Annotated in this window: 24 protein-coding genes and 1 tRNA gene; 22 read left to right on the forward strand and 3 right to left on the reverse strand. The window is 73.7% G+C overall.

Going from position 1 to position 21,035, the window contains the following annotated elements; translation table 11 throughout:
• Nucleotide 1 precedes the first annotated feature (1 nt).
• Both alc and ACWGSR_RS09455 read left to right on the forward strand, forming a co-directional pair.
• Nucleotides 2-1,120 carry an allantoicase gene (gene alc / locus ACWGSR_RS09450; protein WP_376242131.1) on the forward strand — a complete coding sequence of 373 codons (1,119 nt, stop codon included), beginning with the start codon at nt 2-4 and terminating at the stop codon, nt 1,118-1,120.
• 248 nt (nt 1,121-1,368) lie between these two features.
• Nucleotides 1,369-1,444, forward strand: a tRNA-Trp gene (locus tag ACWGSR_RS09455).
• 106 nt (nt 1,445-1,550) lie between these two features.
• Here ACWGSR_RS09455 and ACWGSR_RS09460 read toward each other — a convergent pair.
• Nucleotides 1,551-2,291 carry an SDR family NAD(P)-dependent oxidoreductase gene (locus tag ACWGSR_RS09460; RefSeq protein ID WP_453565012.1) on the reverse strand — a complete coding sequence of 247 codons (741 nt, stop codon included), beginning with the start codon at nt 2,289-2,291 and terminating at the stop codon, nt 1,551-1,553.
• 168 nt (nt 2,292-2,459) lie between these two features.
• On the opposite strand from ACWGSR_RS09460, the gene ACWGSR_RS09465 reads away from it, so the two are divergent.
• The 3 genes from ACWGSR_RS09465 (at nt 2,460) to ACWGSR_RS09475 (ending at nt 4,566) form a co-directional block, all read left to right on the forward strand.
• The gene (locus ACWGSR_RS09465) at nt 2,460-3,068 is read left to right on the forward strand and encodes a dihydrofolate reductase family protein (protein ID WP_453565014.1); all 609 of its coding nucleotides are present in this window, start codon (nt 2,460-2,462) and stop codon (nt 3,066-3,068) included.
• A 107-nt stretch (nt 3,069-3,175) separates the two neighbouring features.
• Nucleotides 3,176-4,189 (forward strand): EamA family transporter, encoded by a 1,014-nt coding sequence (locus ACWGSR_RS09470; protein WP_453565016.1) that lies wholly within the window; start codon nt 3,176-3,178, stop codon nt 4,187-4,189.
• An 11-nt stretch (nt 4,190-4,200) separates the two neighbouring features.
• On the forward strand, nt 4,201-4,566 hold the full coding sequence (locus tag ACWGSR_RS09475) for a hypothetical protein (RefSeq protein WP_453565019.1): 366 nt from the start codon (nt 4,201-4,203) through the stop codon (nt 4,564-4,566).
• Between the two features lie 109 nt (nt 4,567-4,675).
• Here ACWGSR_RS09475 and ACWGSR_RS09480 read toward each other — a convergent pair whose 3' ends face one another.
• Complete coding sequence (locus ACWGSR_RS09480) at nt 4,676-4,897, reverse strand: hypothetical protein (protein WP_376242121.1); 222 nt, start codon at nt 4,895-4,897, stop codon at nt 4,676-4,678.
• 145 nt (nt 4,898-5,042) lie between these two features.
• Here ACWGSR_RS09480 and ACWGSR_RS09485 point away from each other — a divergent pair, with 145 nt between their 5' ends.
• The 3 genes from ACWGSR_RS09485 to ACWGSR_RS09495 are packed head-to-tail and all read left to right on the forward strand — an operon-like array spanning nt 5,043 to nt 7,375.
• Nucleotides 5,043-6,254 carry a sensor histidine kinase gene (locus tag ACWGSR_RS09485; RefSeq protein ID WP_453565021.1) on the forward strand — a complete coding sequence of 404 codons (1,212 nt, stop codon included), beginning with the start codon at nt 5,043-5,045 and terminating at the stop codon, nt 6,252-6,254.
• Complete coding sequence (locus ACWGSR_RS09490; RefSeq protein WP_376242117.1) at nt 6,251-6,922, forward strand: response regulator; 672 nt, start codon at nt 6,251-6,253, stop codon at nt 6,920-6,922. The genes ACWGSR_RS09485 and ACWGSR_RS09490 overlap by 4 nt, the downstream gene beginning before the upstream one ends.
• Nucleotides 6,923-6,931: 9 nt before the next feature.
• A complete protein-coding gene (locus tag ACWGSR_RS09495) occupies nt 6,932-7,375 on the forward strand; it encodes a PaaI family thioesterase (RefSeq protein WP_376242115.1) in 444 nt (147 codons plus the stop codon).
• 16 nt (nt 7,376-7,391) lie between these two features.
• Here ACWGSR_RS09495 and ACWGSR_RS09500 read toward each other — a convergent pair whose 3' ends face one another.
• The gene (locus ACWGSR_RS09500; RefSeq protein WP_376242112.1) at nt 7,392-8,387 is read right to left on the reverse strand and encodes a Gfo/Idh/MocA family protein; all 996 of its coding nucleotides are present in this window, start codon (nt 8,385-8,387) and stop codon (nt 7,392-7,394) included.
• Nucleotides 8,388-8,637: 250 nt separating this feature from the next.
• Here ACWGSR_RS09500 and ACWGSR_RS09505 point away from each other — a divergent pair, with 250 nt between their 5' ends.
• The 14 genes from ACWGSR_RS09505 to ACWGSR_RS09570 all read left to right on the forward strand — a co-directional run bounded on the left by ACWGSR_RS09505 (nt 8,638) and on the right by ACWGSR_RS09570 (nt 21,018).
• The gene (locus ACWGSR_RS09505) at nt 8,638-9,357 is read left to right on the forward strand and encodes a GntR family transcriptional regulator (RefSeq protein ID WP_453565025.1); all 720 of its coding nucleotides are present in this window, start codon (nt 8,638-8,640) and stop codon (nt 9,355-9,357) included.
• Nucleotides 9,358-9,458: 101 nt separating this feature from the next.
• Nucleotides 9,459-10,478, forward strand: a complete 1,020-nt coding sequence (locus ACWGSR_RS09510; RefSeq protein WP_453565028.1) for a sugar ABC transporter substrate-binding protein — start codon at nt 9,459-9,461, stop codon at nt 10,476-10,478.
• The gene (locus ACWGSR_RS09515) at nt 10,475-11,527 is read left to right on the forward strand and encodes an ABC transporter permease (protein WP_453565030.1); all 1,053 of its coding nucleotides are present in this window, start codon (nt 10,475-10,477) and stop codon (nt 11,525-11,527) included. The genes ACWGSR_RS09510 and ACWGSR_RS09515 overlap by 4 nt, the downstream gene beginning before the upstream one ends.
• On the forward strand, nt 11,524-12,318 hold the full coding sequence (locus ACWGSR_RS09520; protein ID WP_453565032.1) for an ATP-binding cassette domain-containing protein: 795 nt from the start codon (nt 11,524-11,526) through the stop codon (nt 12,316-12,318). The genes ACWGSR_RS09515 and ACWGSR_RS09520 overlap by 4 nt, the downstream gene beginning before the upstream one ends.
• Before the next feature lie 37 nt (nt 12,319-12,355).
• Complete coding sequence (locus ACWGSR_RS09525) at nt 12,356-13,531, forward strand: ROK family glucokinase (RefSeq protein ID WP_376242105.1); 1,176 nt, start codon at nt 12,356-12,358, stop codon at nt 13,529-13,531.
• Nucleotides 13,532-13,572: 41 nt separating this feature from the next.
• Complete coding sequence (locus ACWGSR_RS09530; protein WP_376242160.1) at nt 13,573-14,103, forward strand: hypothetical protein; 531 nt, start codon at nt 13,573-13,575, stop codon at nt 14,101-14,103.
• A gap of 85 nt (nt 14,104-14,188) precedes the next feature.
• Nucleotides 14,189-14,836, forward strand: a complete 648-nt coding sequence (locus ACWGSR_RS09535; RefSeq protein WP_453565036.1) for an LOG family protein — start codon at nt 14,189-14,191, stop codon at nt 14,834-14,836.
• A gap of 186 nt (nt 14,837-15,022) precedes the next feature.
• Nucleotides 15,023-15,817: an SDR family NAD(P)-dependent oxidoreductase gene (locus tag ACWGSR_RS09540; protein ID WP_376242158.1), complete on the forward strand. Its 795-nt coding sequence runs from the start codon at nt 15,023-15,025 to the stop codon at nt 15,815-15,817.
• A 134-nt stretch (nt 15,818-15,951) separates the two neighbouring features.
• A complete protein-coding gene (gene pcaDC / locus ACWGSR_RS09545) occupies nt 15,952-17,208 on the forward strand; it encodes a bifunctional 3-oxoadipate enol-lactonase/4-carboxymuconolactone decarboxylase PcaDC (RefSeq protein WP_376236002.1) in 1,257 nt (418 codons plus the stop codon).
• A gap of 9 nt (nt 17,209-17,217) precedes the next feature.
• Complete coding sequence (locus ACWGSR_RS09550; RefSeq protein WP_453565039.1) at nt 17,218-17,850, forward strand: MBL fold metallo-hydrolase; 633 nt, start codon at nt 17,218-17,220, stop codon at nt 17,848-17,850.
• Nucleotides 17,851-17,902: 52 nt separating this feature from the next.
• A complete protein-coding gene (locus ACWGSR_RS09555) occupies nt 17,903-18,712 on the forward strand; it encodes an exodeoxyribonuclease III (protein WP_453565042.1) in 810 nt (269 codons plus the stop codon).
• Nucleotides 18,713-18,766: 54 nt separating this feature from the next.
• Nucleotides 18,767-19,201, forward strand: coding sequence for a DUF6278 family protein (locus tag ACWGSR_RS09560; RefSeq protein WP_376236009.1), 435 nt, complete (start codon nt 18,767-18,769; stop codon nt 19,199-19,201).
• Nucleotides 19,202-19,340: 139 nt separating this feature from the next.
• On the forward strand, nt 19,341-20,087 hold the full coding sequence (locus ACWGSR_RS09565) for an amino acid ABC transporter ATP-binding protein (protein ID WP_453565045.1): 747 nt from the start codon (nt 19,341-19,343) through the stop codon (nt 20,085-20,087).
• A 13-nt stretch (nt 20,088-20,100) separates the two neighbouring features.
• Nucleotides 20,101-21,018: a glutamate ABC transporter substrate-binding protein gene (locus ACWGSR_RS09570; RefSeq protein ID WP_453565047.1), complete on the forward strand. Its 918-nt coding sequence runs from the start codon at nt 20,101-20,103 to the stop codon at nt 21,016-21,018.
• Nucleotides 21,019-21,035: the final 17 nt, after the last annotated feature.

The raw sequence follows: 21,035 nt of genomic DNA on the forward strand, positions 1-21,035 counted from the left end.
CGTGAGCACCGGCATACCCTCCTTCACCGGCGACGCCAGCCCCTACGGCGGCGGCGACCCGTACGCCGACTACCGCACGGCCGACTTCCCCTTCACCCAGTACGCGGACCTCGCGGACCGGCGGCTCGGCGCGGGCGTGATCGCGGCCAACGACGAGTTCTTCGCGGAGCGCGAGAACCTGCTCAAGCCCGGTGCCGCCGAGTTCGACCCCGAGCACTTCGGCCACAAGGGCAAGATCATGGACGGCTGGGAGACCCGCCGCCGCCGCGGGATCTCCGCCGCGCAGCCGCACCCCACCGAGGACGACCACGACTGGGCCCTCGTACGGCTCGGCGCCCCCGGCGTGATCCGCGGCATCGTCCTCGACACCGCCCACTTCCGGGGCAACTACCCGCAGGCCGTCTCCGTCGAGGCCGCGTCCGTCGCCGGCTCGCCCTCGCCCGAGGACCTCCTCGCCGACGACGTGAAGTGGACGGTGCTCGTCCCGCGCACCGCCGTCGGCGGCCACGCCGCCAACGGCTTCGCCGTCGACGTCGAGCAGCGCTTCACGCACCTGCGCGTCAACCAGCACCCCGACGGCGGCATCGCCCGCCTCCGGGTGTACGGAGAGGTCGCCCCCGACCCGGCCTGGCTGGGCGTCCTCGGCACCTTCGACCTGGCGGCCCTGGAGAACGGCGGCCAGGTGGAGGACGCCTCCGACCGCTTCTACTCCCCGGCCACCAACACCATCCAGCCGGGCCGCTCCCACAAGATGGACGACGGCTGGGAGACCCGCCGCCGCCGCGACAAGGGCAACGACTGGATCCGCTACGCCCTGGTCGCCGAGTCCGAGATCCGCGCCGTCGAGATCGACACCGCCTACCTCAAGGGCAACAGCGCGGGCTGGGCCGCCCTCTCCGTCGCGGCCGAGGGCTCGGAGGAGTGGACCGAGATCCTGCCCCGGACCCGCCTCCAGCCCGACACCAACCACCGCTTCGTCCTGGACGCCCCGGCGGTCGGCTCCCGCGTCCGGATCGACATCTACCCGGACGGCGGCATCTCCCGCCTCCGTCTCTTCGGCTCCCTCACGGAGGCCGGTACGGCGCGGCTGACCGCCCGCCACCAGGAACTGGGCGGCTGACCTCCCGGGGGCGCCCCGCCGACAGGACGCCCCCGGACCCGCCCACCCCGCCGGGCGACCCGCCCGGCCCCCACGACCCGAGCGGGACACGACACCCCGCCCGGCCCCCGAGGGCGCACCGGCCCGACAGCACCGGTGCGCCCTCGCACATTCCGCCGGACCTCCGGCCGGGGCGCCTCCCCCGGCCGTACGCATCGGAAAACACGTGGCGGCCGACGCGCACCGGGTGTCATGCTCGGGATCACCGAAGGGGTGTAGCTCAGAGGCCAGAGCGCCGGTCTCCAAAACCGGATGCCGCAGGTTCGACTCCTGTCACCCCTGCCACTTCCCCCGGGTCCGCCGGGCCGCCACGGGGTTCGGCTCCTCGGCGAAGAGGCCACGAGGTCCGTCATCGGGGCCCGCGGATCGGACGTCCCCGCTCCGCCCCGGCCTACGCCGCGTGCCCCCCGTCCACCGAGAACTCCGCCCCCGTCACGTACCGCCCCTCCGGGCCCGCCAGGAACGCCACCATCGACGCCACCTCGTCCGGGGTGCCGAAGCGGCCCAGGGCCGTGAGGGTCTTCTGACCCTCCGCGAGCGGGCCGTCCGCCGGGTTCATGTCGGTGTCGACGGGGCCGGGGTGGACGAGGTTCGCCGTGATGCCCCGGCCGCCCAGTTCGCGGGCGAGCGCCTTGGTCAGGCCCGTCAGGGCGGTCTTGCCCATCGCGTAGAGGGTCCCGCCGGGGCCCGGGACCCGCTGGGTCATGCAGCTCCCGATCGTGACGATCCGGCCGCCGTCGGGCAGCCGGCCCGCCGCCGCCTGCGAGGCGAGGAAGACCGCCCGGACGTTCACCGCGAGGACCCGGTCCACGTCCGCGAGGGCCAGTGACTCCAGCGGGCCGAGGACCCCGACGCCCGCGTTGTTCACCAGGACGTCGAGCCGGCCCAGGGCGTCCGCCGCCCACGCGACCGCGCCCGCCGCGTCCCCGGGGTCGGCCGCGTCGGCCCGCAGCGGCAGCGCCTTCCGGCCCGCCGCCCCGATCCGCGCCGCGACCTCCGCGGCCCGCGCCTCGTCCCGTACGTAGGTGAAGGCCACGTCCGCGCCCTCCCGGGCGAGCCGTACCGCCGTCGCCGCGCCGATCCCCCTGCTGCCGCCCGTCACCAGGACCGCCGTGCCGTTCATCGTGGACATCCCGAACCTCCGTGGAAGCGCCAAGTGGTTGCGGGTTCAATGAAAGTCGGGGGAGCGGCCGAAGACCGGCGGCAATCGGACACCGAGTCCGGCACCGATGAGTTCCGCGCGGCGGCGCGGTCGGAGCTTTGGGAACACGATGGTCCGGAGAACAGAAAGGCATCCGCCATGGCCACCCTCAGCCTCACCCAGTTCCTCACCCTCGACGGCGTCGTCCAGGCCCCCGGCGGCCCCGACGAGGACCGCAGCGACGGCTTCGAGCACGGCGGCTGGTCCGTGCCGTACGGCGACGAGGACTTCGGACGCTTCATGGACGAGGTCTTCACCCGTCCGACCGCCTTCCTCCTCGGCCGCCGCACCTACGACATCTTCGCCGGCTACTGGCCGAAGCGGACCGACCCCGACAACCTGGTCGCGAGCAAGCTGAACGCCCTCCCCAAGTACGTCGCCAGCACCACCCTCACCAAGGCGGACTGGGCCGGGACCACCGTGCTCCGCGGCGACGTCGCCCAGGAGGTCGCCGGCCTCAAGGAGCGGCTCGACGGCGAGATCCAGATGCACGGCAGCGCCGGCCTCGCCCGCACCCTCCTCGACCACGACCTCATCGACACCCTCCACCTGCTCGTCTTCCCCGTCGTCCTGGGCACGGGCCGCCGCCTCTTCACCGACGGCGTCCGCCCCACCGCCTTCCGGCCCGCCGGGGCGCACACCACCGGCGCGGGCGTCGCGATCCACACGTACGAGCTCGAAGGACGTCCCGCGTACGGCAGTTACTGAGCGCGGCGGAAAGGTGTAGCCGCCACGGGCCGCTCCGGGTACGGTGATCCTCCGCGTGCGAGCCGCCGAAGTCTCCACCCCGTCCCGAGAGTGGGAGAAACGGCCCGATGTCGGCTCCGTCGTTCGCCGCACCCCTGCCGCTCGGCGCCCCGCGCCGGGCCTGGCTCACCGACCTGCCCGTCCTGTTCGTCGCCGTCTTCTGGGGCGCCAGCTACCTCGCGGCCAAGGGCATCACCACCACCCACACGGTCATCGCGGTCCTCGTCCTGCGGTTCGCGGTGGTGCTGCCCGTCCTCGTCGCCGCCGGATGGAACAGGCTCCGGGCCCTGACCGCCGCCCAGTGGCGCGGCGCCGGCACCCTCGGGCTCGTCCTCGGCGGGATCTTCCTCCTGGAGACCTACGGCGTCGTCCACACCTCCGCCACCAACGCGGGCCTGATCATCAGCCTCACCATGATCTTCACCCCGCTCGCCGAGGCCGCCGTCACCGGCGTGCGGCCGACGCGCGCCTTCCTCGCCGCCGCCGCGCTCTCCGTCACGGGCGTCGTCCTGCTCACCCAGGGCGGCGGCTTCACCGCCCCCTCGACCGGCGACCTGCTCATGCTGCTCGCCGCCCTCGCCCGTACCGTCCACGTCCTGGCCATGTCCCGGATCAAGGCGGTCCGCTCGGCCGACTCGCTCTCCCTCACCACCGTCCAGCTCGGCTCCGCCGTCGCCGTGTTCGCCGTCATCGCCGCCTTCCCCGGCACCGGCGCCTCCCCCTGGGCCACGGCCCTCGACTTCGGCCCGCGCGAGTGGGCCGGGCTGCTCTTCCTCTCCGTCTTCTGCACGCTCTTCGCCTTCTTCGTGCAGATGTGGGCCGTCCGCCGCACCTCCCCGTCCCGGGTCAGCCTCCTCCTCGGCACCGAACCCCTCTGGGCCGCCGCCGCGGGCATCGCCGTGGCCGGCGACCGCCCCGGCGCCCTCGGTCTCGCGGGCGCGCTCCTCGTCCTCGCGGGCACCACCTGGGGCCGCCGCGCCGCCGACGGGGCCGACCGCCCTGACGGGACCGACCGCCCTGACGGGGCCGACCGCCCTGACGGGACCGACCGCCCCGGCAGGGCCGGCGAGGACGACCGGTAGGTTCTCCCTTCATGTCCTCGTCAACGCGTTCCCTCGTCCACAGCAACGAGTTCAGGGCCCGCGCCCGCCGTACCCAGGGCCGGGGGATCCTCCTGCTCGCCGTCGCCGGCCTCCTCTGGATCTGGTTCGCCGTCCTCCTCGTCACCCCGTACGAGCAGAGCGGCGGCGGCAGCCCCTGCCCCGCCCTCCTCACCAGCGAGTACGTCCACCACGACGACTGCGTCGAGGAGCGCGACTGGCCCGGCCTCGTCGCCCTCCTCGGCGGCTCCCTCCCCTTCGCCGTCGCCGGCGCCGCCCTCTACACCAGCGGCTCCGCCGCGCACCGGACGGCGGACTACCTCGCCGAGGTCACCCGCCTGGACTCCACCGGCGCCTGAGCCCACCGCTCGGGGCTCAGCCGGCGCCCGAGCCCACCGCTCAGGACGGCCCGAGCCCACCGCTCAGGACGGCCCGGCCCCGCCGCTCAGGACGGCCCGGCTCCGCCGCTCAGGACTTCGGCACCCGGTCCGACACGATCAGGACGACTCCGCCGAGCACCGCCATGACGATGTTGGCGAACAGCTCCCGCCCCTCCAGGAACCACACGTTCTCCGTCAGGAACCGGGTCAGGCCCATGAACCGGAACCAGCCGTCCGTCAGCTCGCGGACCACCCCGCACACACCGGCCAGGGCGATCAGGAACCCGACGGTCTCCAGGAATCTCTTCATGCCCCGATCATGACCGGGGCGGGGGAGCGGCCGCGTCCGACCCCGGTCCACGTCCGCCGCTACCGAAGTATCGACCTCCGCGACTTCGGTAGCGACCCGGCCGCCAAACCCCTTCCGGCCGCCCCCGGCTGCGTACATTGCGGACATGACCCGCACGGACCGGCAGCGCTGGCTGCTCCCCTCCCACCTGGTCGAACCGGGCGGGAGCGGGGCGGCGCGGCCCCGCCGTACCGTCCGCGACTGGATCGTGGACACCTCGCTCTTCCTGCTCGCCGCCCTGGTCGGCCTCCTCGCCGCCGACACCAGCGCGCAGTACACCAGCGAGCCCGTCACCCTCCTCGACCAGCTCGCCGGCGCCGCCGCCTGCTGCGCGCTCTGGCTGCGCCGCCGGTGGCCGGTCGGCCTCGCGGTCGGCCTCTCCCTGGTGAACGTCGTGGCCCCGGTCGCCGCCGGCGCCCTCCTCGCGAGCCTGTTCAGCGTCGCCGTGCGCCGTCCCTTCCGGGAGGTCGCCTGGATCTGCGCGCTCGCCGTCGCCACCTCGGTCGTCCAGGTCTTCCTCCGCCCCGATCCCACCACCAGCCGCACGCTCTCCCTCGTCCTGGGCTTCGCCCTCGTCCTGCTCGTCACCGCCTGGGGCATGCTCGTCCGCTCCCGGCGCCAGCTCGTCGAGGCGCTCAGGGAACGCGCCCGCCGCGCCGAGGCCGAGGCCGAACTGCGCGCCGCCCAGGCCCAGCGGCTCGCCCGCGAGGCCATCGCCCGCGAGATGCACGACGTCCTCGCCCACCGGCTCACCCTGCTCAGCGTCCACGCCGGAGCCCTGGAGTTCCGGCCCGACGCCCCGTCCGAGCAGGTCGCCCGCGCCGCCGGAGTCATCCGCGACAGCGCCCACGAGGCCCTCCAGGACCTCCGCGAGATCATCGGCGTGCTGCGCGCGCCCGACGAGGACGGCGAGGGCAACCGGCCCCAGCCCACCCTGGCCACCCTCGGCGCACTGGTCGAGGAGTCCCGCGAGGCCGGCGCCGAGGTCGTCCTCGACACCACCGTCGACGACCCGGCCGCGGTCCCCGCCGCCACCGGCCGCACCGTCTACCGCATCGCGCAGGAGGGCCTCACCAACGCGCGCAAGCACGCCCCCGGCACCCCCGTCACCGTCACCGTCCGAGGCCGCCCCGGCGAGGGCCTCACCGTCGACGTCCGCAACCCGGCCCCCGCCGGACCCGTCCCGCACGTCCCCGGCTCCGGCCAGGGCCTCATCGGGCTCACCGAACGCGCCGCCCTCGCCGGTGGCCGCCTCGCGCACGGACCGGCCCCCGACGGCGGCTTCGCCCTGCGCGCCTGGCTACCGTGGCCCCCATGACCATCCGGCTGATCGTCGTCGACGACGACCCCCTCGTCCGCGCGGGCCTCGCCCTCATGCTCGGCGGGGACGACGACCTCGACATCGTCGGCGAGGGCTCCGACGGCCGGGACGTCCCCGGACTCGTCGCCCGGCACGCCCCCGACGTCGTCCTCATGGACATCCGCATGCCCCACGTCGACGGCCTCACCGCCACCGAACTCCTGCGCGCCCGGCCCGGCGCCCCCGAGGTCGTCGTCCTCACCACCTTCCACGCCGACGAGCAGGTCCTGCGCGCCCTGCGGGCCGGCGCCGCCGGCTTCGTCCTCAAGGACACCCCGCCCGCCGAGATCGTCGCCGCCGTCCGCCGGGTCGCCGCCGGGGACCCCGTCCTCTCCCCGGCCGTCACCCGCCAGCTCATGAGCCACGTCGCGGGCCGGCCGGAGCAGCCCCGGCGCACCACGGCGGCCGACCGCCTCGCCGGACTCACCGGCCGCGAGCGGGAGGTGGCCGTCGCCGTCGGCCACGGGCGCTCCAACGCGGAGATCGCCGCCGAGCTGTACATGAGCGTGCCGACCGTCAAGACGTACGTCTCCCGGATCCTGGCCAGGCTCGGCCTGAACAACCGCGTCCAGATCGCCCTCCTCGTCCACGACGCGGGCCTCCTCGACGAGGAGGACGGCGCATAGGCTGACCCGGTGACCGACACCCACACCGACACCGACACGGGCGCCCACGGGCTGGAGCTTGCCCGGAAGGTCCTCGACGCCCAGCCGTTCAGCCGCCTCCTCGGCGCCCAGGTCACCGCCTTCGGCGACGGCGGGGCCGTCCTCGAACTGGCGATCCGCGAGGAGCTGCGCCAGCAGAACGGCTTCGTGCACGGCGGAGTCCTCTCGTACGCCGCCGACAACGCGATCACCTTCGCCGCGGGCACGGTGCTCGGCCCGGCCGTCCTGACCGCCGGCTACACCATCGACTACGTCCGCCCCGCCGTCGGCGCCACCCTGCGCGCCCGCGCCGGCGTCCTCCACGCGAGCCGGCGCCAGGCGGTCGTCCGCTGCGAACTGCTGACCGTCGACGAGGCCGGTACGGAGACGCTGTGCGCCCTCGCCCAGGGCACGGTCCGCACGGCGAACCCCTGAGGGACCGGGGTGCCGGTCAGGGGGTCTCCACCCGCACCGGCCGCCCCTCCCGCCGCGAGCGCTCGCACGCCTCCGCGATCCGCAGCGCCGCGAGGGCCTCCCGCCCGTCGCACGGATTGGGCGCCGCACCGCGCACGAGCCGGACGAAGGCGTCGAGCTCCGCCTCGTACGCCGGGGCGAACCGCTCCAGGAAACCGGGCCACGGCTTCTCCGGCGCGGGCGGTCCCTGCGGCTCCACGGAGGTGAGCGGGGTGCGGTCGTCCAGGCCCACCCCGATCTGGCCCCGCTCGCCCGCCAGTTCCATCCGCACGTCGTACCCGGCGCCGTTGCACCGGGTCGCGGTCGCCGTCACCAGCGTGCCGTCGTCCAGGGTGAGGAGCGCGGCGGCCGAGGACACGTCACCCGCCTCCCGGAACACCGCCGGACCCGCGTCCGAGCCCGTCGCGTACACCTCGACGACCTCGCGCCCGGTCACCCAGCGCACCGCGTCGAAGTCGTGCACCAGACAGTCCCGGAAGAGCCCGCCGGAGAGCGGCAGGTACGCGGCGGGCGGCGGCTCCGGGTCGGAGGTCACCGCCCGTACGGTGTGCAGCCGGCCGAGCCGCCCCGACCGGACCGCCTCGCGGGCCGCCCGGTACCCGGCGTCGAAGCGGCGCATGAACCCGAGCTGGAGCTCCGTGCCCGCCGCCGCCACCGCGTCCAGCGCGGCGAGCGTCCCCGGCACGTCCAGGGCGATCGGCTTCTCGCAGAAGGCCGGAAGGCCCGCCCCGGCGGCCCGGGCGATCAGCTCCGCGTGCGCCGCCGTCGCCGAGGCGATCACCACCGCGTCCGGGGAGCTCCCGAGCAGCGCGTCCACGTCCGGCGCCGCCTCCGCCCCGAGCGCCCGCGCGACCCCGGCCGCCCGCGCGGGGTCCGCGTCCGCGACGACCAGGGACCCGACCTCCGGATGGCGGGCCAGCACCCCCGCGTGGAAGCTCCCGATCCGTCCCGTACCGATGAGTCCGATGCGCATGGCCCCACCGTGGGGGCGTCCGCACCCCCTGTCAAGGATTTGTCAGGACAACAGGACGTCACGACTTCCCGTCATCGGGTTCCCGTCCTCCGCACCCCGGGGCTACGCTCGCCCCGTGCCCCCGCAGTCCGGCTCAGCCCTTCCCCCGCGGTCCGGATCCGCCTCCACCCCGGGGTCCCGCGCCGCGCTCCCGCCGCGGTCCGGCTCGGCCCTTCCTCCGCGGTCCGGCTCGGCCCTCCCGCCGCTCTCGGTGGACCGCACCAGCCCGGTCCCGCTCTACTTCCAGCTGGCCCGCCAGCTGGAGAGCGCGGTGGAGGACGGGACGCTGGCCCCGGGCACCCTCCTCGGCAACGAGATCGACCTCGCCACCCGGCTCGGCCTCTCCCGGCCCACCGTCCGCCAGGCCCTCCGGACCCTCGTCGACAAGGGGCTCCTGGTCCGCCGCCGGGGCGTCGGCACCCAGGTCGTGCACACCGGCGTCCGGCGCCCGCCGGAGCTCAGCAGCCTCTACGACGACCTGGAGAGCGCCGGCCGGCACCCCGCCACCCGCGTCCTGGTCAACCGGCTCGAACCCGCCACCGGGCCGGTCGCCGCCGCCCTCGGCGTACCCGAGGGGAGCGAGGTCCACTACCTGGAACGGCTCCGCACCGCGCACGGCGAACCCCTGGCCCACCTGCGCAACCACCTGCCCACCGGGCTCCTGGAACCGGACACCGCGCTCCTGGAGGCCACCGGCCTCTACCGGCTGCTCCGCTCCGCCGCGATCACCCTGCACAGCGCGCGCCAGGCCGTCGGCGCCCGTGCCGCGACCGCCGCCGAGGCCGCGCTGCTCGACGAGGAGGAGGGGGCGCCGCTGCTCACCATGGAGCGGGTCACGTACGACGACACCGGCCGGGCCGTCGAGTACGGCTCCCACCTCTACCGGGCCGCCCGCCACTCCTTCGAGTTCCGCCTGATGGCCCGCCCCTGATCCGCCGGACAGGCCCCGAGGCGAGCCGCCCGACCCGCATGACCGATACTGCAATGCACGCCTGCAATGCGCGCAAAGGACACAAAGGAGGGCACGGCCTCGTGACCAGGCTTCGGACAGGAGGGGTACGCGCCGCGGTCGGCGCCGTGCTCGCACTCACGCTGACGGCGGCGCTCGCCGGGTGCAGCAGCACCGGCGGCAAGCGGGCGGAGGACGCCCGCAAGGCCGCGCAGGCCCAGGGCAGGGCGGCCGTCGACACCCCCCGCTGGACCTTCGCGATGGTGACGCACTCGGGCGACGGCGACACCTTCTGGGACATCGTCCAGAAGGGCGCCCAGCAGGCCGCCGTCAAGGACAACATCAACTTCCTCTACGCCCACAACGACGAGGCACAGCAGCAGGCGCAGCTGGTCGACTCGTACATCGCCAAGGGCGTCGACGGGCTGATCGTCACCCTCGCCAAGCCCGACGCCATGAAGGCCGCCGTCGAGAAGGCCGTCAAGGCCGGCATCCCGGTGATCACCGTGAACTCCGGCGCCGAGCAGTCCAAGGCCTACGGCGCCCTCACCCACATCGGCCAGGACGAGACCGTCGCCGGCGAGGCCGTCGGCGAGGAACTCGACAAGCGGGGCAAGAAGAAGGCGCTCTGCGTCCTGCACGAGCAGGGCAACGTCGGCCACGAGCAGCGCTGCGCCGGAGCGAAGAAGACCTTCGGCGGCGAACTCGTCAACCTCTACGTCGACGGCACCAACATGCCCGACGTGAAGGCCTCCATCGAGGCCAAGCTCCAGGCCGACAAGGACGTCGACGCCGTCGTCACCCTCGGCGCCCCCTTCGCCGACACCGCCGTCCAGGCCGCGAAGAGCGCCGGCAGCAAGGCCGAGATCGACACCTTCGACCTCAACGCCAAGGTCGCCACCGCCCTCAAGGCCGGCACCCTCGGCTTCGCCGTCGACCAGCAGCCCTACCTCCAGGGGTACGAGGCCGTCGACCTGCTCTGGCTCTACCGCTACAACGCCGACGTCCTCGGCGGCGGCAAGCCGGTCCTCACCGGCCCCCAGATCATCACCGGGGAGAACGCCGCCGACCTCGTCGCCTACGCGGATCGGGGCACCCGATGAGCTCCACCGCCCCGCCGTCCGGCATCGACCACGTCGACGAACGCCTCCTGCGCACGACCCCGCTGAAGAAGCTCCTCGCCCGCCCCGAGCTCGGCTCGGTCGTCGGCGCCGCCGCCGTCTTCGTCTTCTTCGCGGTCTTCGCCGACAGCTTCCTGCGCGCCTCCAGCCTCGGCACCGTCCTCTACGCGGCCTCCACCATCGGCATCATGGCCGTCCCCGTCGCCCTCCTGATGATCGGCGGCGAGTTCGACCTCTCCGCCGGCGTCATGGTCACCAGCTCCGCGCTCGTCTCCTCGATGTTCAGCTACCAGATGACGACGAACGTCTGGGTCGGCGTCGGGGTCTCGCTGCTCGTCACCCTGGCGATCGGCGTCTTCAACGGCGTCATGCTGACCCGCACCAAGCTGCCCAGCTTCATCATCACGCTCGGCACCTTCCTCATGCTGACCGGCCTGAACCTCGGCCTCACCAAGCTGATCAGCGGCACCGTCTCCACCAAGACCATCGCCGACATGGAGGGCTTCCCCTCCGCCCGCAAGCTCTTCGCCTCGCAGCTCACCCTCGGCGGCGTCGAGCTCAAGGTCACCATCCTGTGGTGGTTCGGCCTGGTCGCGCTCGCCACCTGGATCCTGCTCCGCACCCGCTTCGGCAACTGGATCTTCGCGGTCGGCGGCGGCGCCGACGCGGCCCGCGCGGTCGGCGTCCCCGTCCACCGCACCAAGATCGGCCTCTACGCAGGCGTGGCCCTCTGCGCCTGGATCTCCGGCCAGCACCTGCTCTTCTCCTTCGACGTCGTCCAGTCGGGCGAGGGCGTCGGCAACGAGCTGATCTACATCATCGCGGCCGTCATCGGCGGCTGCCTGATCACCGGCGGGTACGGCTCGGCCATCGGCTCGGCGGTCGGCGCCCTCATCTTCGGCATGACCAGCAAGGGCATCGTGTACGCCGAGTGGAACCCGGACTGGTTCAAGTTCTTCCTGGGCGCGATGCTGCTGCTCGCGACCCTCCTGAACGCCTGGATCCGCAAGCGCGTGGAGGCCACCAAGTGACGACCGCGACCGCGCCCCTCGTCGAGCTCGACGACGTCAGCAAGTACTACGGCAACATCCGCGCCCTCGAAGGGGTCTCCCTGGAGGTCCGCGCGGGCGAGATCACCTGCGTCCTCGGCGACAACGGCGCCGGCAAGTCCACCCTCATCAAGATCGTCGCCGGGCTGCACCGGCACGACGCCGGGACCTTCCGCATCGAGGGCGAGGAGGTCGCGCTCGCCAACCCGCGCGACGCCCTCGACCGGGGCATCGCCACCGTCTACCAGGACCTCGCCGTCGTCCCGCTCATGCCGGTCTGGCGGAACTTCTTCCTCGGCTCCGAGCCGACGAGGGGCAAGGGGCCGTTCAAGCGGCTCGACGCCGGCCTCATGCGCGACACCACCCGCGAGGCCCTGCTCCGCATGGGCATCGACCTGCGCGACGTCGACCAGCCCATCGGCACCCTCTCCGGCGGCGAGCGCCAGTGCGTGGCCATCGCCCGCGCCGTCCACTTCGGCGCCAAGGTCCTCGTCCTCGACGAGCCGACCGCCGCCCTCGGCGTCAAGCAGTCCGGGGTCGTCCTGAAGTACGTGGCCGCCGCCCGCGACCAGGGCCTCGGCGTGGTCCTCATCACCCACAACCCGCACCACGCCCATCTCGTCGGCGACCGCTTCGTCCTCCTCAAGCGGGGCGTCATGGCCGGCAGCCACACCAAGGACTCCGTCACCCTCGACGAGTTGACCCGGCAGATGGCCGGCGGCAGCGAGCTGGAGGACCTCCGCCACGAACTGGAACGCCCCTCCGCGACGTGACGGCCCCCGTGGGGCCCACCTGGCAGAATCGGAGCCGATGAGTACCTACCGTGACCTCGCCCACCGCGGCTCCGCCCGCGGCACCGTGCTGCGGACCGTGGGGACCCGGGAACGGCGCTCCCACCTGACGGCCCCCCGGGTGCCGACCGTCGGCATCGACATCGGCGGCACGAAGGTGATGGCCGGAGTCGTCGACGCCGACGGCAACATCCTGGAGAAGCTCCGCACGGAGACCCCGGACAAGTCCAAGAGCCCCAAGGTCGTCGAGGACACCATCGTCGAACTGGTCCTGGACCTCTCCGACCGGCACGACGTGCACGCCGTCGGCATCGGCGCGGCCGGCTGGGTCGACGCCGACCGGGCCCGGGTCCTCTTCGCCCCCCACCTGGCCTGGCGCAACGAGCCCCTCCGTGACGCCCTCCAGGGCCGCCTCGCCGTCCCCGTCATGGTGGACAACGACGCCAACACCGCCGCCTGGGCCGAGTGGCGCTTCGGCGCCGGACGCGGCGAGGACCACCTCGTCATGATCACCCTCGGCACCGGCATCGGCGGCGCCATCCTGGAGGACGGCCAGGTCAAGCGGGGCAAGTACGGCGTCGCCGGCGAGTTCGGCCACATGCAGGTCGTCCCCGGCGGCCACCGCTGCCCCTGCGGCAACCGCGGCTGCTGGGAGCAGTACAGCTCGGGCAACGCGCTGGTCCGCGAGGCCCGCGAGCTGGCCGCCGCCGACTCCCCGGTCGCGTACAACATCATCGAGCGGGTCAAGGGCCACGTCCCCGACATCACCGGCCCGCTCATCACCGAGCTCGCCCGCGAGGGCGACGCCATGTGCGTCGAGCTGTTCCAGGACATCGGCCAGTGGCTCGGCGTCGGCATCGCCAACCTCGCCGCCGCCCTCGACCCCTCCTGCTTCGTCATCGGCGGAGGCGTCTCCGCCGCCGACGACCTCCTCATCGGCCCCGCCCGGGACTCCTTCCGCCGCCACCTCACCGGCCGCGGCTACCGCCCCGAGGCCCGTCTCGTCCGCGCCCAGCTCGGCCCCGAGGCCGGCATGGTCGGCGCCGCCGACCTCGCCCGGCTCGTCGCCCGCCGCTTCCGCCGCGCCAACCGGCGCCGCGTCGAGCGGTACGAGCGGTACGAGCGCTACGCCCAGGCCCTGCGCAGCGGGACCTCGGCCCGGGCCGCCCGCGCCCCCGAGGACCCCCCGTCGTGATCCCGACCGCCCCGCCCCCGCCCCGCCCGCCGCTGGACCGGATGCCCGAGGACCGCCGGCACATGATCCGCCGCCGCTGGCTGACGGCCGTCATCATCGTGCTCCTCGTCGGCATCCCCGCCGGCTACCTCGTCATCTCCGCGGGCCAGAGCCGCGACAGCGGCCTCGACAAGGAGCGCGAGTCCTCGGTGGTCGGCTTCCAGGACAACTGGCCCTCCCTGATGAAGCGCCGGGTCTTCGAGGTCCCGATCCCCGCCGGGTCCTGGGGCGTCGCCTACTACGAGACCAGCAACTGGAAGACCAGCAGGCTGTACGTCCAGTTCTCGACGACCGCCGCCGGACTCGACGCCTTCCTCGCCGAGTCCGGCGCCGCCCGCTCCCAGCTCACCCCGGGCCGGATCACCATCGGCGACCGCGACCGGTCCATCGCCGCCTGGACCTTCCCCGACACCCCGACCTGGTCGGGCACCACCGTCACCCGCGAGGAGCCCCGCCCGACCACGGACATCACGGTCGACCTCACGGAACCGGCGTTCCCCCGGGTGTACGCGGTCTCCACGACGAGCCCCTGAACCGGTGGAGCGCGCGCTCCACGCCCCCCGAAAATCCCTGGTCGAAGCCCCTGGCCGAAGCCCTCTGGCCGGAGCGGAAGCGCCCGTGATAGACCGGACCGTCCGCCGCAGCAGCCCCCGGGAGGTCCCCATGCGCCGCCTCGCCGTCTTCCTCGCCTCCTCCGACGGACACGACCCGGCACACGCCGCACTGGCCGCCGCGGTCGGCGCCGACCTGGCCCGGCGCGGGATCGGCCTCGTCTACGGCGGCGGCCGTACGGGACTGATGGGCGTCCTGGCGGACGCGGCCCTGAAGGCGGGCGGCGAGGTCGTCGGCGTCATCCCGCGCAGCATGATCGAGCGGGAGTGGGCGCACGAGGGGGTGACGGAGCTGGTCGTCTGCGACACGATGCACGAGCGCAAGGCGATCATGGCCGACCGCGCGGACGCCTTCGCCGCGCTGCCCGGCGGGCTCGGGACCCTGGAGGAGATCTTCGAGGTGTGGTCGTGGCGCCAGCTCGGCTTCCACGCCAAGCCCGTCGGCCTCCTCGACGCCGGGGGCTTCTGGACACCGCTGCTCGGCGCCCTGCGCGGGATCTCCGGCACGGGCTTCCTCGCCGCCTCCACCCTCGACGACCTCGCCGTCGCCCCCGACCTGCCCGGCCTCCTGGAGGCGCTGGAGGAACGGCTGCGCGGCGCCCACCGGCCCGCGCACGGCGGCCGGGACGTCCAGGGCGCGTCCGGACTCGACTGAGGGACCGGACCGGACCGGACCGGACCGGACCGGACCGGACCGGCCCGGCCTGGACCGGTCGGCGCCCTCGACACGGGCCGACCTCCGGGCCTTGGGCGAGACGGGCGTCTCCTGGTGCGGCCGGCCGCGGACCGGGTACAGGGGAGGGGACAGCCACCCGTGATCCACAAGAAGGGCGCCCTCCCCATGCTCGTCGACCTGACAGGACGGACCGCTCTGGTCACCGGATCCACCCAGGGGATCGGTGCCGCGATCGCCGAGGGCCTGGCCCGCGCGGGAGCCCGCGTGGGCGTCAACGGACGCACCGAGCAGCGGGTGGAACAGGCCATCGCCGACCTGCGCGCCGAGGTCGCCGACGCGGACCTGGTCCCCGTGGTCGCCGACGTCGCGACCGAGGAGGGGGCGCGCCGCGCCGCGGAGGCGCTGCCCCGGGTGGACGTCCTGGTGAACAACCTCGGCATCTTCGGGGAGGCCGATCCGCTGGAGATCAGTGACGACGAGTGGCGGCGCTACTTCGAGGTGAACGTCCTCGCGGCGGTCCGGCTGATCCGCCAGTACCTCCCCGGCATGAGCGAGCGCGGCTGGGGGCGGGTGCAGAACATCGCGAGCGACTCGGCCGTGGTGATCCCCGCCGAGATGATCCACTACGGCATGTCCAAGACCGCACTCCTGGCGGTCACGCGCGGCTTCGCCAAGCAGGCGGCGGGCAGCGGCGTCACCGTCAACTCGGTCGTCGCGGGCCCCACGCACACGGGCGGGGTCGAGGACTTCGTGTACGAGCTGGTGGACCGCTCCCTGCCCTGGGACGAGGCCCAGCGCGTGTTCATGCGCGAGCACCGGCCGCAGTCGCTGCTGCAGCGGCTCATCGAGCCGGAGGAGATCGCCGCCATGGTGGTCTACCTCGCCTCCGACCACGCCTCCGCCACCACCGGGGGCGCGTTGAGGGTCGACGGCGGGTACGTCGACTCCATCCTGCCGTAGCGGATTCCGTCGCGGATTCCGCCGCGGCGGACTCGTGCGCGACGGGCCCGGCGGAGGGGAGCACGAAGGGGACAGAACCGCACAGTTGTGCCCTCCGCCGGAGGGAAGGCGCGGGATATGAGAGGGTCTTGCGGGTGAGCGAGACACCACCGAACACCCTGCAGTACCGCGTCGACGGGCGAGAGGACGCTCCGGTCCTGGTCCTGGGGCCCTCCCTGGGGACCACCTTCCACATGTGGGACCGGCAGATCCCCGAGCTCACGCGGGACTGGCGGATCGTGCGCTTCGACCTGCCCGGGCACGGCGGCGCGCCCGCGCAGCCCTTCGGTTCCGTGGCCGAGCTGGGCGACCGGTTGCTCGCCACCCTCGACGGGCTCGGGATCCAGCGCTTCGGCTACGCGGGCTGCTCCTTCGGCGGGGCCGTCGGGCTCGACCTCGCGCTGCGGGCGCCCCACCGGGTCGCCTCGCTCGCCCTGGTCGCCACCTCGCCCCGGTTCGGCACCGCCGACGAGTTCCGGCAGCGGGGCGTCATCGTGCGGGCCAACGGGCTGGAGCCGATGGCCCGCACCGCCCCCGAGCAGTGGTTCACCCCGCTCTTCGCCGGCGCGCAGCCCGCCATCGTCGACTGGGCCGTGCAGATGGTCCGTACGACCGACCCCGCCTGCTACATCGCCGCCTGCGAGGCCCTCGCCGTCTTCGACGTCCGCGAGGCCCTCGGCCGCATCGGCGTTCCCGCGCTCGTGCTCGTCGGCTCCGAGGACCAGGTCACCGGGCCCGCCGAGGCCCGCACCCTGGTCGCCGGCATCGCCGACGCCCGGCTCGCCGTGGTCCCCGGCGCCTCCCACCTCGCCCCCGTCGAGCAGCCCGCCGCCGTCACCGACCTGCTCCTCGACCACTTCGCCGGGACGGTCCAGGAGGCCGCCGGCACCCCGGCCGTGCCGCCGCCCGCCGGGCCGGCGCCCGCCGCCGAACCCCCGGCCCCCGCCCCGGCCGCCGAGCCCGCCGGGGACGGGCGCCCCGATCCGTACGAGAAGGGGCTCGGACTGCGCCGCGAGGTGCTCGGCGACGCCCATGTGGACCGGGCCCTCGCCGAGGACCCCGACGGGGCCCTCCAGGGGCTCGTCAACCGGTACGAGTGGGGCGAGGTCTGGAGCCGCGAGGGCCTCGACCGGCGGGTCCGCAGCGCCGTCACCCTCACGGCCCTCCTCGCCGGGGGCCACCGGGAGGCCCTCGCGGACCACACCCGGGCCGCCCTCCGCAACGGCCTCTCGCCCGACGAGATCCGCGAGATCGTGCTCCACGCGGGCGTGTACTGCGGCCTCCCGGCCGCCGAGACCGCCCTGCGCGTCGTCACCCGCGTCATCACGGAGGAGACCACGCCCCCGGCGTAGCCTGGTTCCGTGAAGCTGACGAAGAAGTCCCACGCCTGCGTCCGGCTGGAGAAGGACGGGCGGACGCTCGTCCTCGACCCCGGCGGGTTCACCGAGGAGGAAGCCGCTCTCGGGGCCGACGCGCTGCTCGTCACCCACGAGCACCCCGACCACTTCGACGAGGGCCGGCTGCGGGCCGCCCTGGAGGCGAACCCGGCCGCCGAGGTCTGGACGCTGCGCAGCGTCGCCGAGCGGATCTCGACGGCCTTCCCCGGCCGGGTGCACACCGTCGGCCACGGCGACGCCTTCACGGCCGCCGGGTTCGACGTCCAGGTGCACGGCGAGCTGCACGCGGTGATCCACCCCGACATCCCGCGCATCACCAACGTGGGCTACCTCGTCGACGGCTCCGTGTTCCACCCCGGCGACGCGCTCACCGTGCCCGACCACCCGGTCGACACCCTGCTGCTGCCCGTCATGGCCCCCTGGAACAAGATCTCCGAAGTCATCGACTACGTGCGCGAGCTGAAGCCGCGCCGGGCGTACGACATCCACGACGCCCTGCTCACCGACCTCGCCCGGCCGATCTACGACCGCCAGATCGGGGAGCTCGGCGGCACCGACCACTCCCGGCTCGCCCCCGGGAGCTCCGCCGACGTCTGAGACGGCCCCGGAGGACCGGCCGTTGTCGGTGCCCGACAGTAGGCTTGCGCCCATGCGCATCGCGACCTGGAACGTCAACTCGATCACCGCCCGGCTGCCCCGTCTCCTGGCCTGGCTGGAGAGCAGCGGCACCGACGTGCTGTGCATCCAGGAGACCAAGTGCACCGCCGAGCAGTTCCCCGCCGAGGAGCTGCGCGCACTGGGCTACGAGTCGGCGGTCAACGCCACCGGACGGTGGAACGGCGTCGCGCTGCTCTCCCGCGTCGGCCTCGACGACGTGGTCACGGGCCTGCCCGGCGGCCCGGAGTACGACGGGGCGCAGGAGCCCCGGGCGGTCTCCGCGACCTGCGGCCCGGTCCGCGTCTGGTCGGTCTACGTGCCGAACGGCCGCGAGGTCGCCCACGAGCACTACGCCTACAAGCTGCGCTGGCTGGAGGCGCTCAGGGCGGCCGTCGCGGAGGACGCGGCGGGGGACCGCCCCTTCGCGGTCCTCGGCGACTACAACATCGCGCCGGCCGACGAGGACGTCTGGGACATCACCGTCTTCGAGGGCGCCACGCACGTGACGGAGCCGGAGCGGGCCGCGCTCGCGGGCCTGCGCGAGGCCGGTCTGCGCGACGTGGTCCCGCGCCCCCTCAAGTACGACCACCCCTTCACGTACTGGGACTACCGCCAGCTCGGCTTCCCGAAGAACAAGGGCATGCGCATCGACCTGGTCTACGGCAACAAGCCCTTCGCCGACGCGGTCACGGACAGCTACGTGGACCGCGAGGAGCGCAAGGGCAAGGGCGCCTCGGACCACGCCCCCGTCGTCGTCGACCTCGACGTCCGGGGCCTGTCCGGCGGGGCGGACGGCCGGTAACGGTCTCCGCGTGCCGAGTGGTGGACCGGGAGGTGTCGGTGCGAGGCTGTTCGGATGAACATCCCGTTTCTGGACAGCTGGCGCAAGCGGCACCATCCCGACCCCCCGCCGGCCGCCGCCTTCGACCGCGCCCCGGACGGGATGGCCGAGCTGTTCGCCGAGTGCGAGCTGCTGCGCGCCCGGGTCGAGGAGGCCGGGGTGGCGCTCGACGACACCCCCCGCTCGCTCCAGGAGCTCGACCAGCTGCCGCCCCGCTGGCGGGACGACCCGGAGGAGCTGCCCTGGTTCGGGAACGACGCCGGGCTCTACCTCGGCACGGTGATCGTCCGCAACGTCCCGGCCGCCCGCTGGCAGATGCGCCCCGGCGGCGGCCCGGTGGTGCAGCTCGCCTCCGGCCGTGAGATCCAGGTCGTCGAGGCCGGTCTCGACTGGGCGATGACGGGTGCTCCGCAGCTCTCCCAGGTGTACGCGGAGGCCGCCGAGTACTGACGCGTACGCCTGTCGGCCGCCCCCCTTCCGCAGTAAATACGGCTAATACCTGTTTCATGCGTGTCGTCCCTGAAGTCCTTTTTCCGGTGGATATTTTGCGGGGACCGCGACACCGCTGAGAAATGGGGCAGGGCAGCGTATGGCCGTCGTCGATCCGCTGATCGAACTGCGTGGCGTCAACAAGCACTTCGGCGCCCTGCACGTCCTCCAGTCCATCGACCTCACCGTCGGCCGCGGCGAGGTGGTCGTCGTCATCGGCCCCTCCGGCTCCGGCAAGTCCACCCTCTGCCGGGCGATCAACCGGCTGGAGAGCGTCGAGTCGGGCGAGATCCTCGTCGACGGACAGCCGCTCCCCGAGGAGGGCAAGGCGCTCGCCCGGCTCCGGGCCGAGGTCGGCATGGTCTTCCAGTCCTTCAACCTCTTCGGGCACAAGACCGTCCTCGCGAACGTCTCCCTCGCGCAGACCAAGGTCCGCAGGCGCAAGAAGGAGGAGGCCGACCGGCGTTCGCGCGAACTCCTCGCCCGGGTCGGTCTCGCCGCGCAGGCGGACAAGTACCCGGCGCAGCTCTCCGGCGGTCAGCAGCAGCGCGTGGCGATCGCCCGCGCCCTCGCGATGGACCCGAAGGTGATGCTCTTCGACGAGCCGACCTCGGCCCTCGACCCCGAGATGATCAACGAGGTCCTGGAGGTCATGCAGCAGCTGGCCCGGGACGGCATGACGATGGTGGTCGTCACCCACGAGATGGGCTTCGCGCGCTCCGCCGCCCACCGGGTCGTCTTCATGGCCGACGGCAGGATCGTCGAGGACCGCACGCCGGAGGAGTTCTTCACCGCCCCGCGCAGCGACCGCGCCAAGGACTTCCTCTCCAAGATCCTCAAGCACTGACCGGGTGGGAACCATGCAGCGTACGCACCGGACCCTGGCCGCGCTCGCCCTGCTGCTCGCCCTGGCGGCGGCGCTCGGCGGCTGCGGCCGGGAGGGCAGCCCGCCCGTCAAGGGCCCGAAGCCCGGCCAGCTCCCCGCCTACCAGGTGCGGTCGGACTTCACCCTGCCCGACTCGCCCACCTGGGAGCGGGCGAAGAAGCGCGGCCGGCTCGTCGTCGGCGTCAAGGAGGACCAGCCCTACATGGGCGAGAAGGACCCCGCCTCCGGCCGCTACTCCGGCTTCGACATCGAGATCGCCAAGATGATGGCCGCCTCCCTGGGCTTCGACCCGGCCCGCGTCGAGTTCCGCACGATCGCCTCCGCCAACCGCGAGACCGCCCTGCAGAACGGCCAGATCGACTACTACGTCGGCACGTACACCATCAACGACAACCGCAAGAAGCTCGTCGGCTTCGCCGGGCCCTACTACCAGGCAGGCCAGTCCCTCCTGGTCCGCGCCGACGAGAAGGACATCCGCGGCCCCCAGGACCTGGCCGGCAAGCGGGTCTGCTCGGCCGCGGGCTCCACCCCGTACCAGCGGATCGAGAAGGACCACCCGGAGGCCGAACTCGTCGCCTACGACACGTACTCCGTCTGCGTGGACAACCTGCTGACCTACCAGGTCGACGCGGTCACCACCGACGACACGATCCTGCTCGGCTACGCCGCCAAGGTCCCCGACGAGCTCAAGGTGGTCGGGAAGCCGTTCTCCGAGGAGCCGTACGGCATCGGGGTCCCGCGCGGCGACACCGCCCTGCGGTTCGCCCTGGACGACGCCATCGCCGCCCACGAGAAGAACGGCGACTGGAAGAAGGCGTACGACGCCACCCTCGGCCTCTCCGGAGTCCCCGCCCCGCCGCCGCCCGCCATCGACCGCTACCCCGCGGGCTGATCCGCAGGAGCCTCCCG

The organism is Streptomyces sp. NPDC055632, from assembly GCF_053618675.1.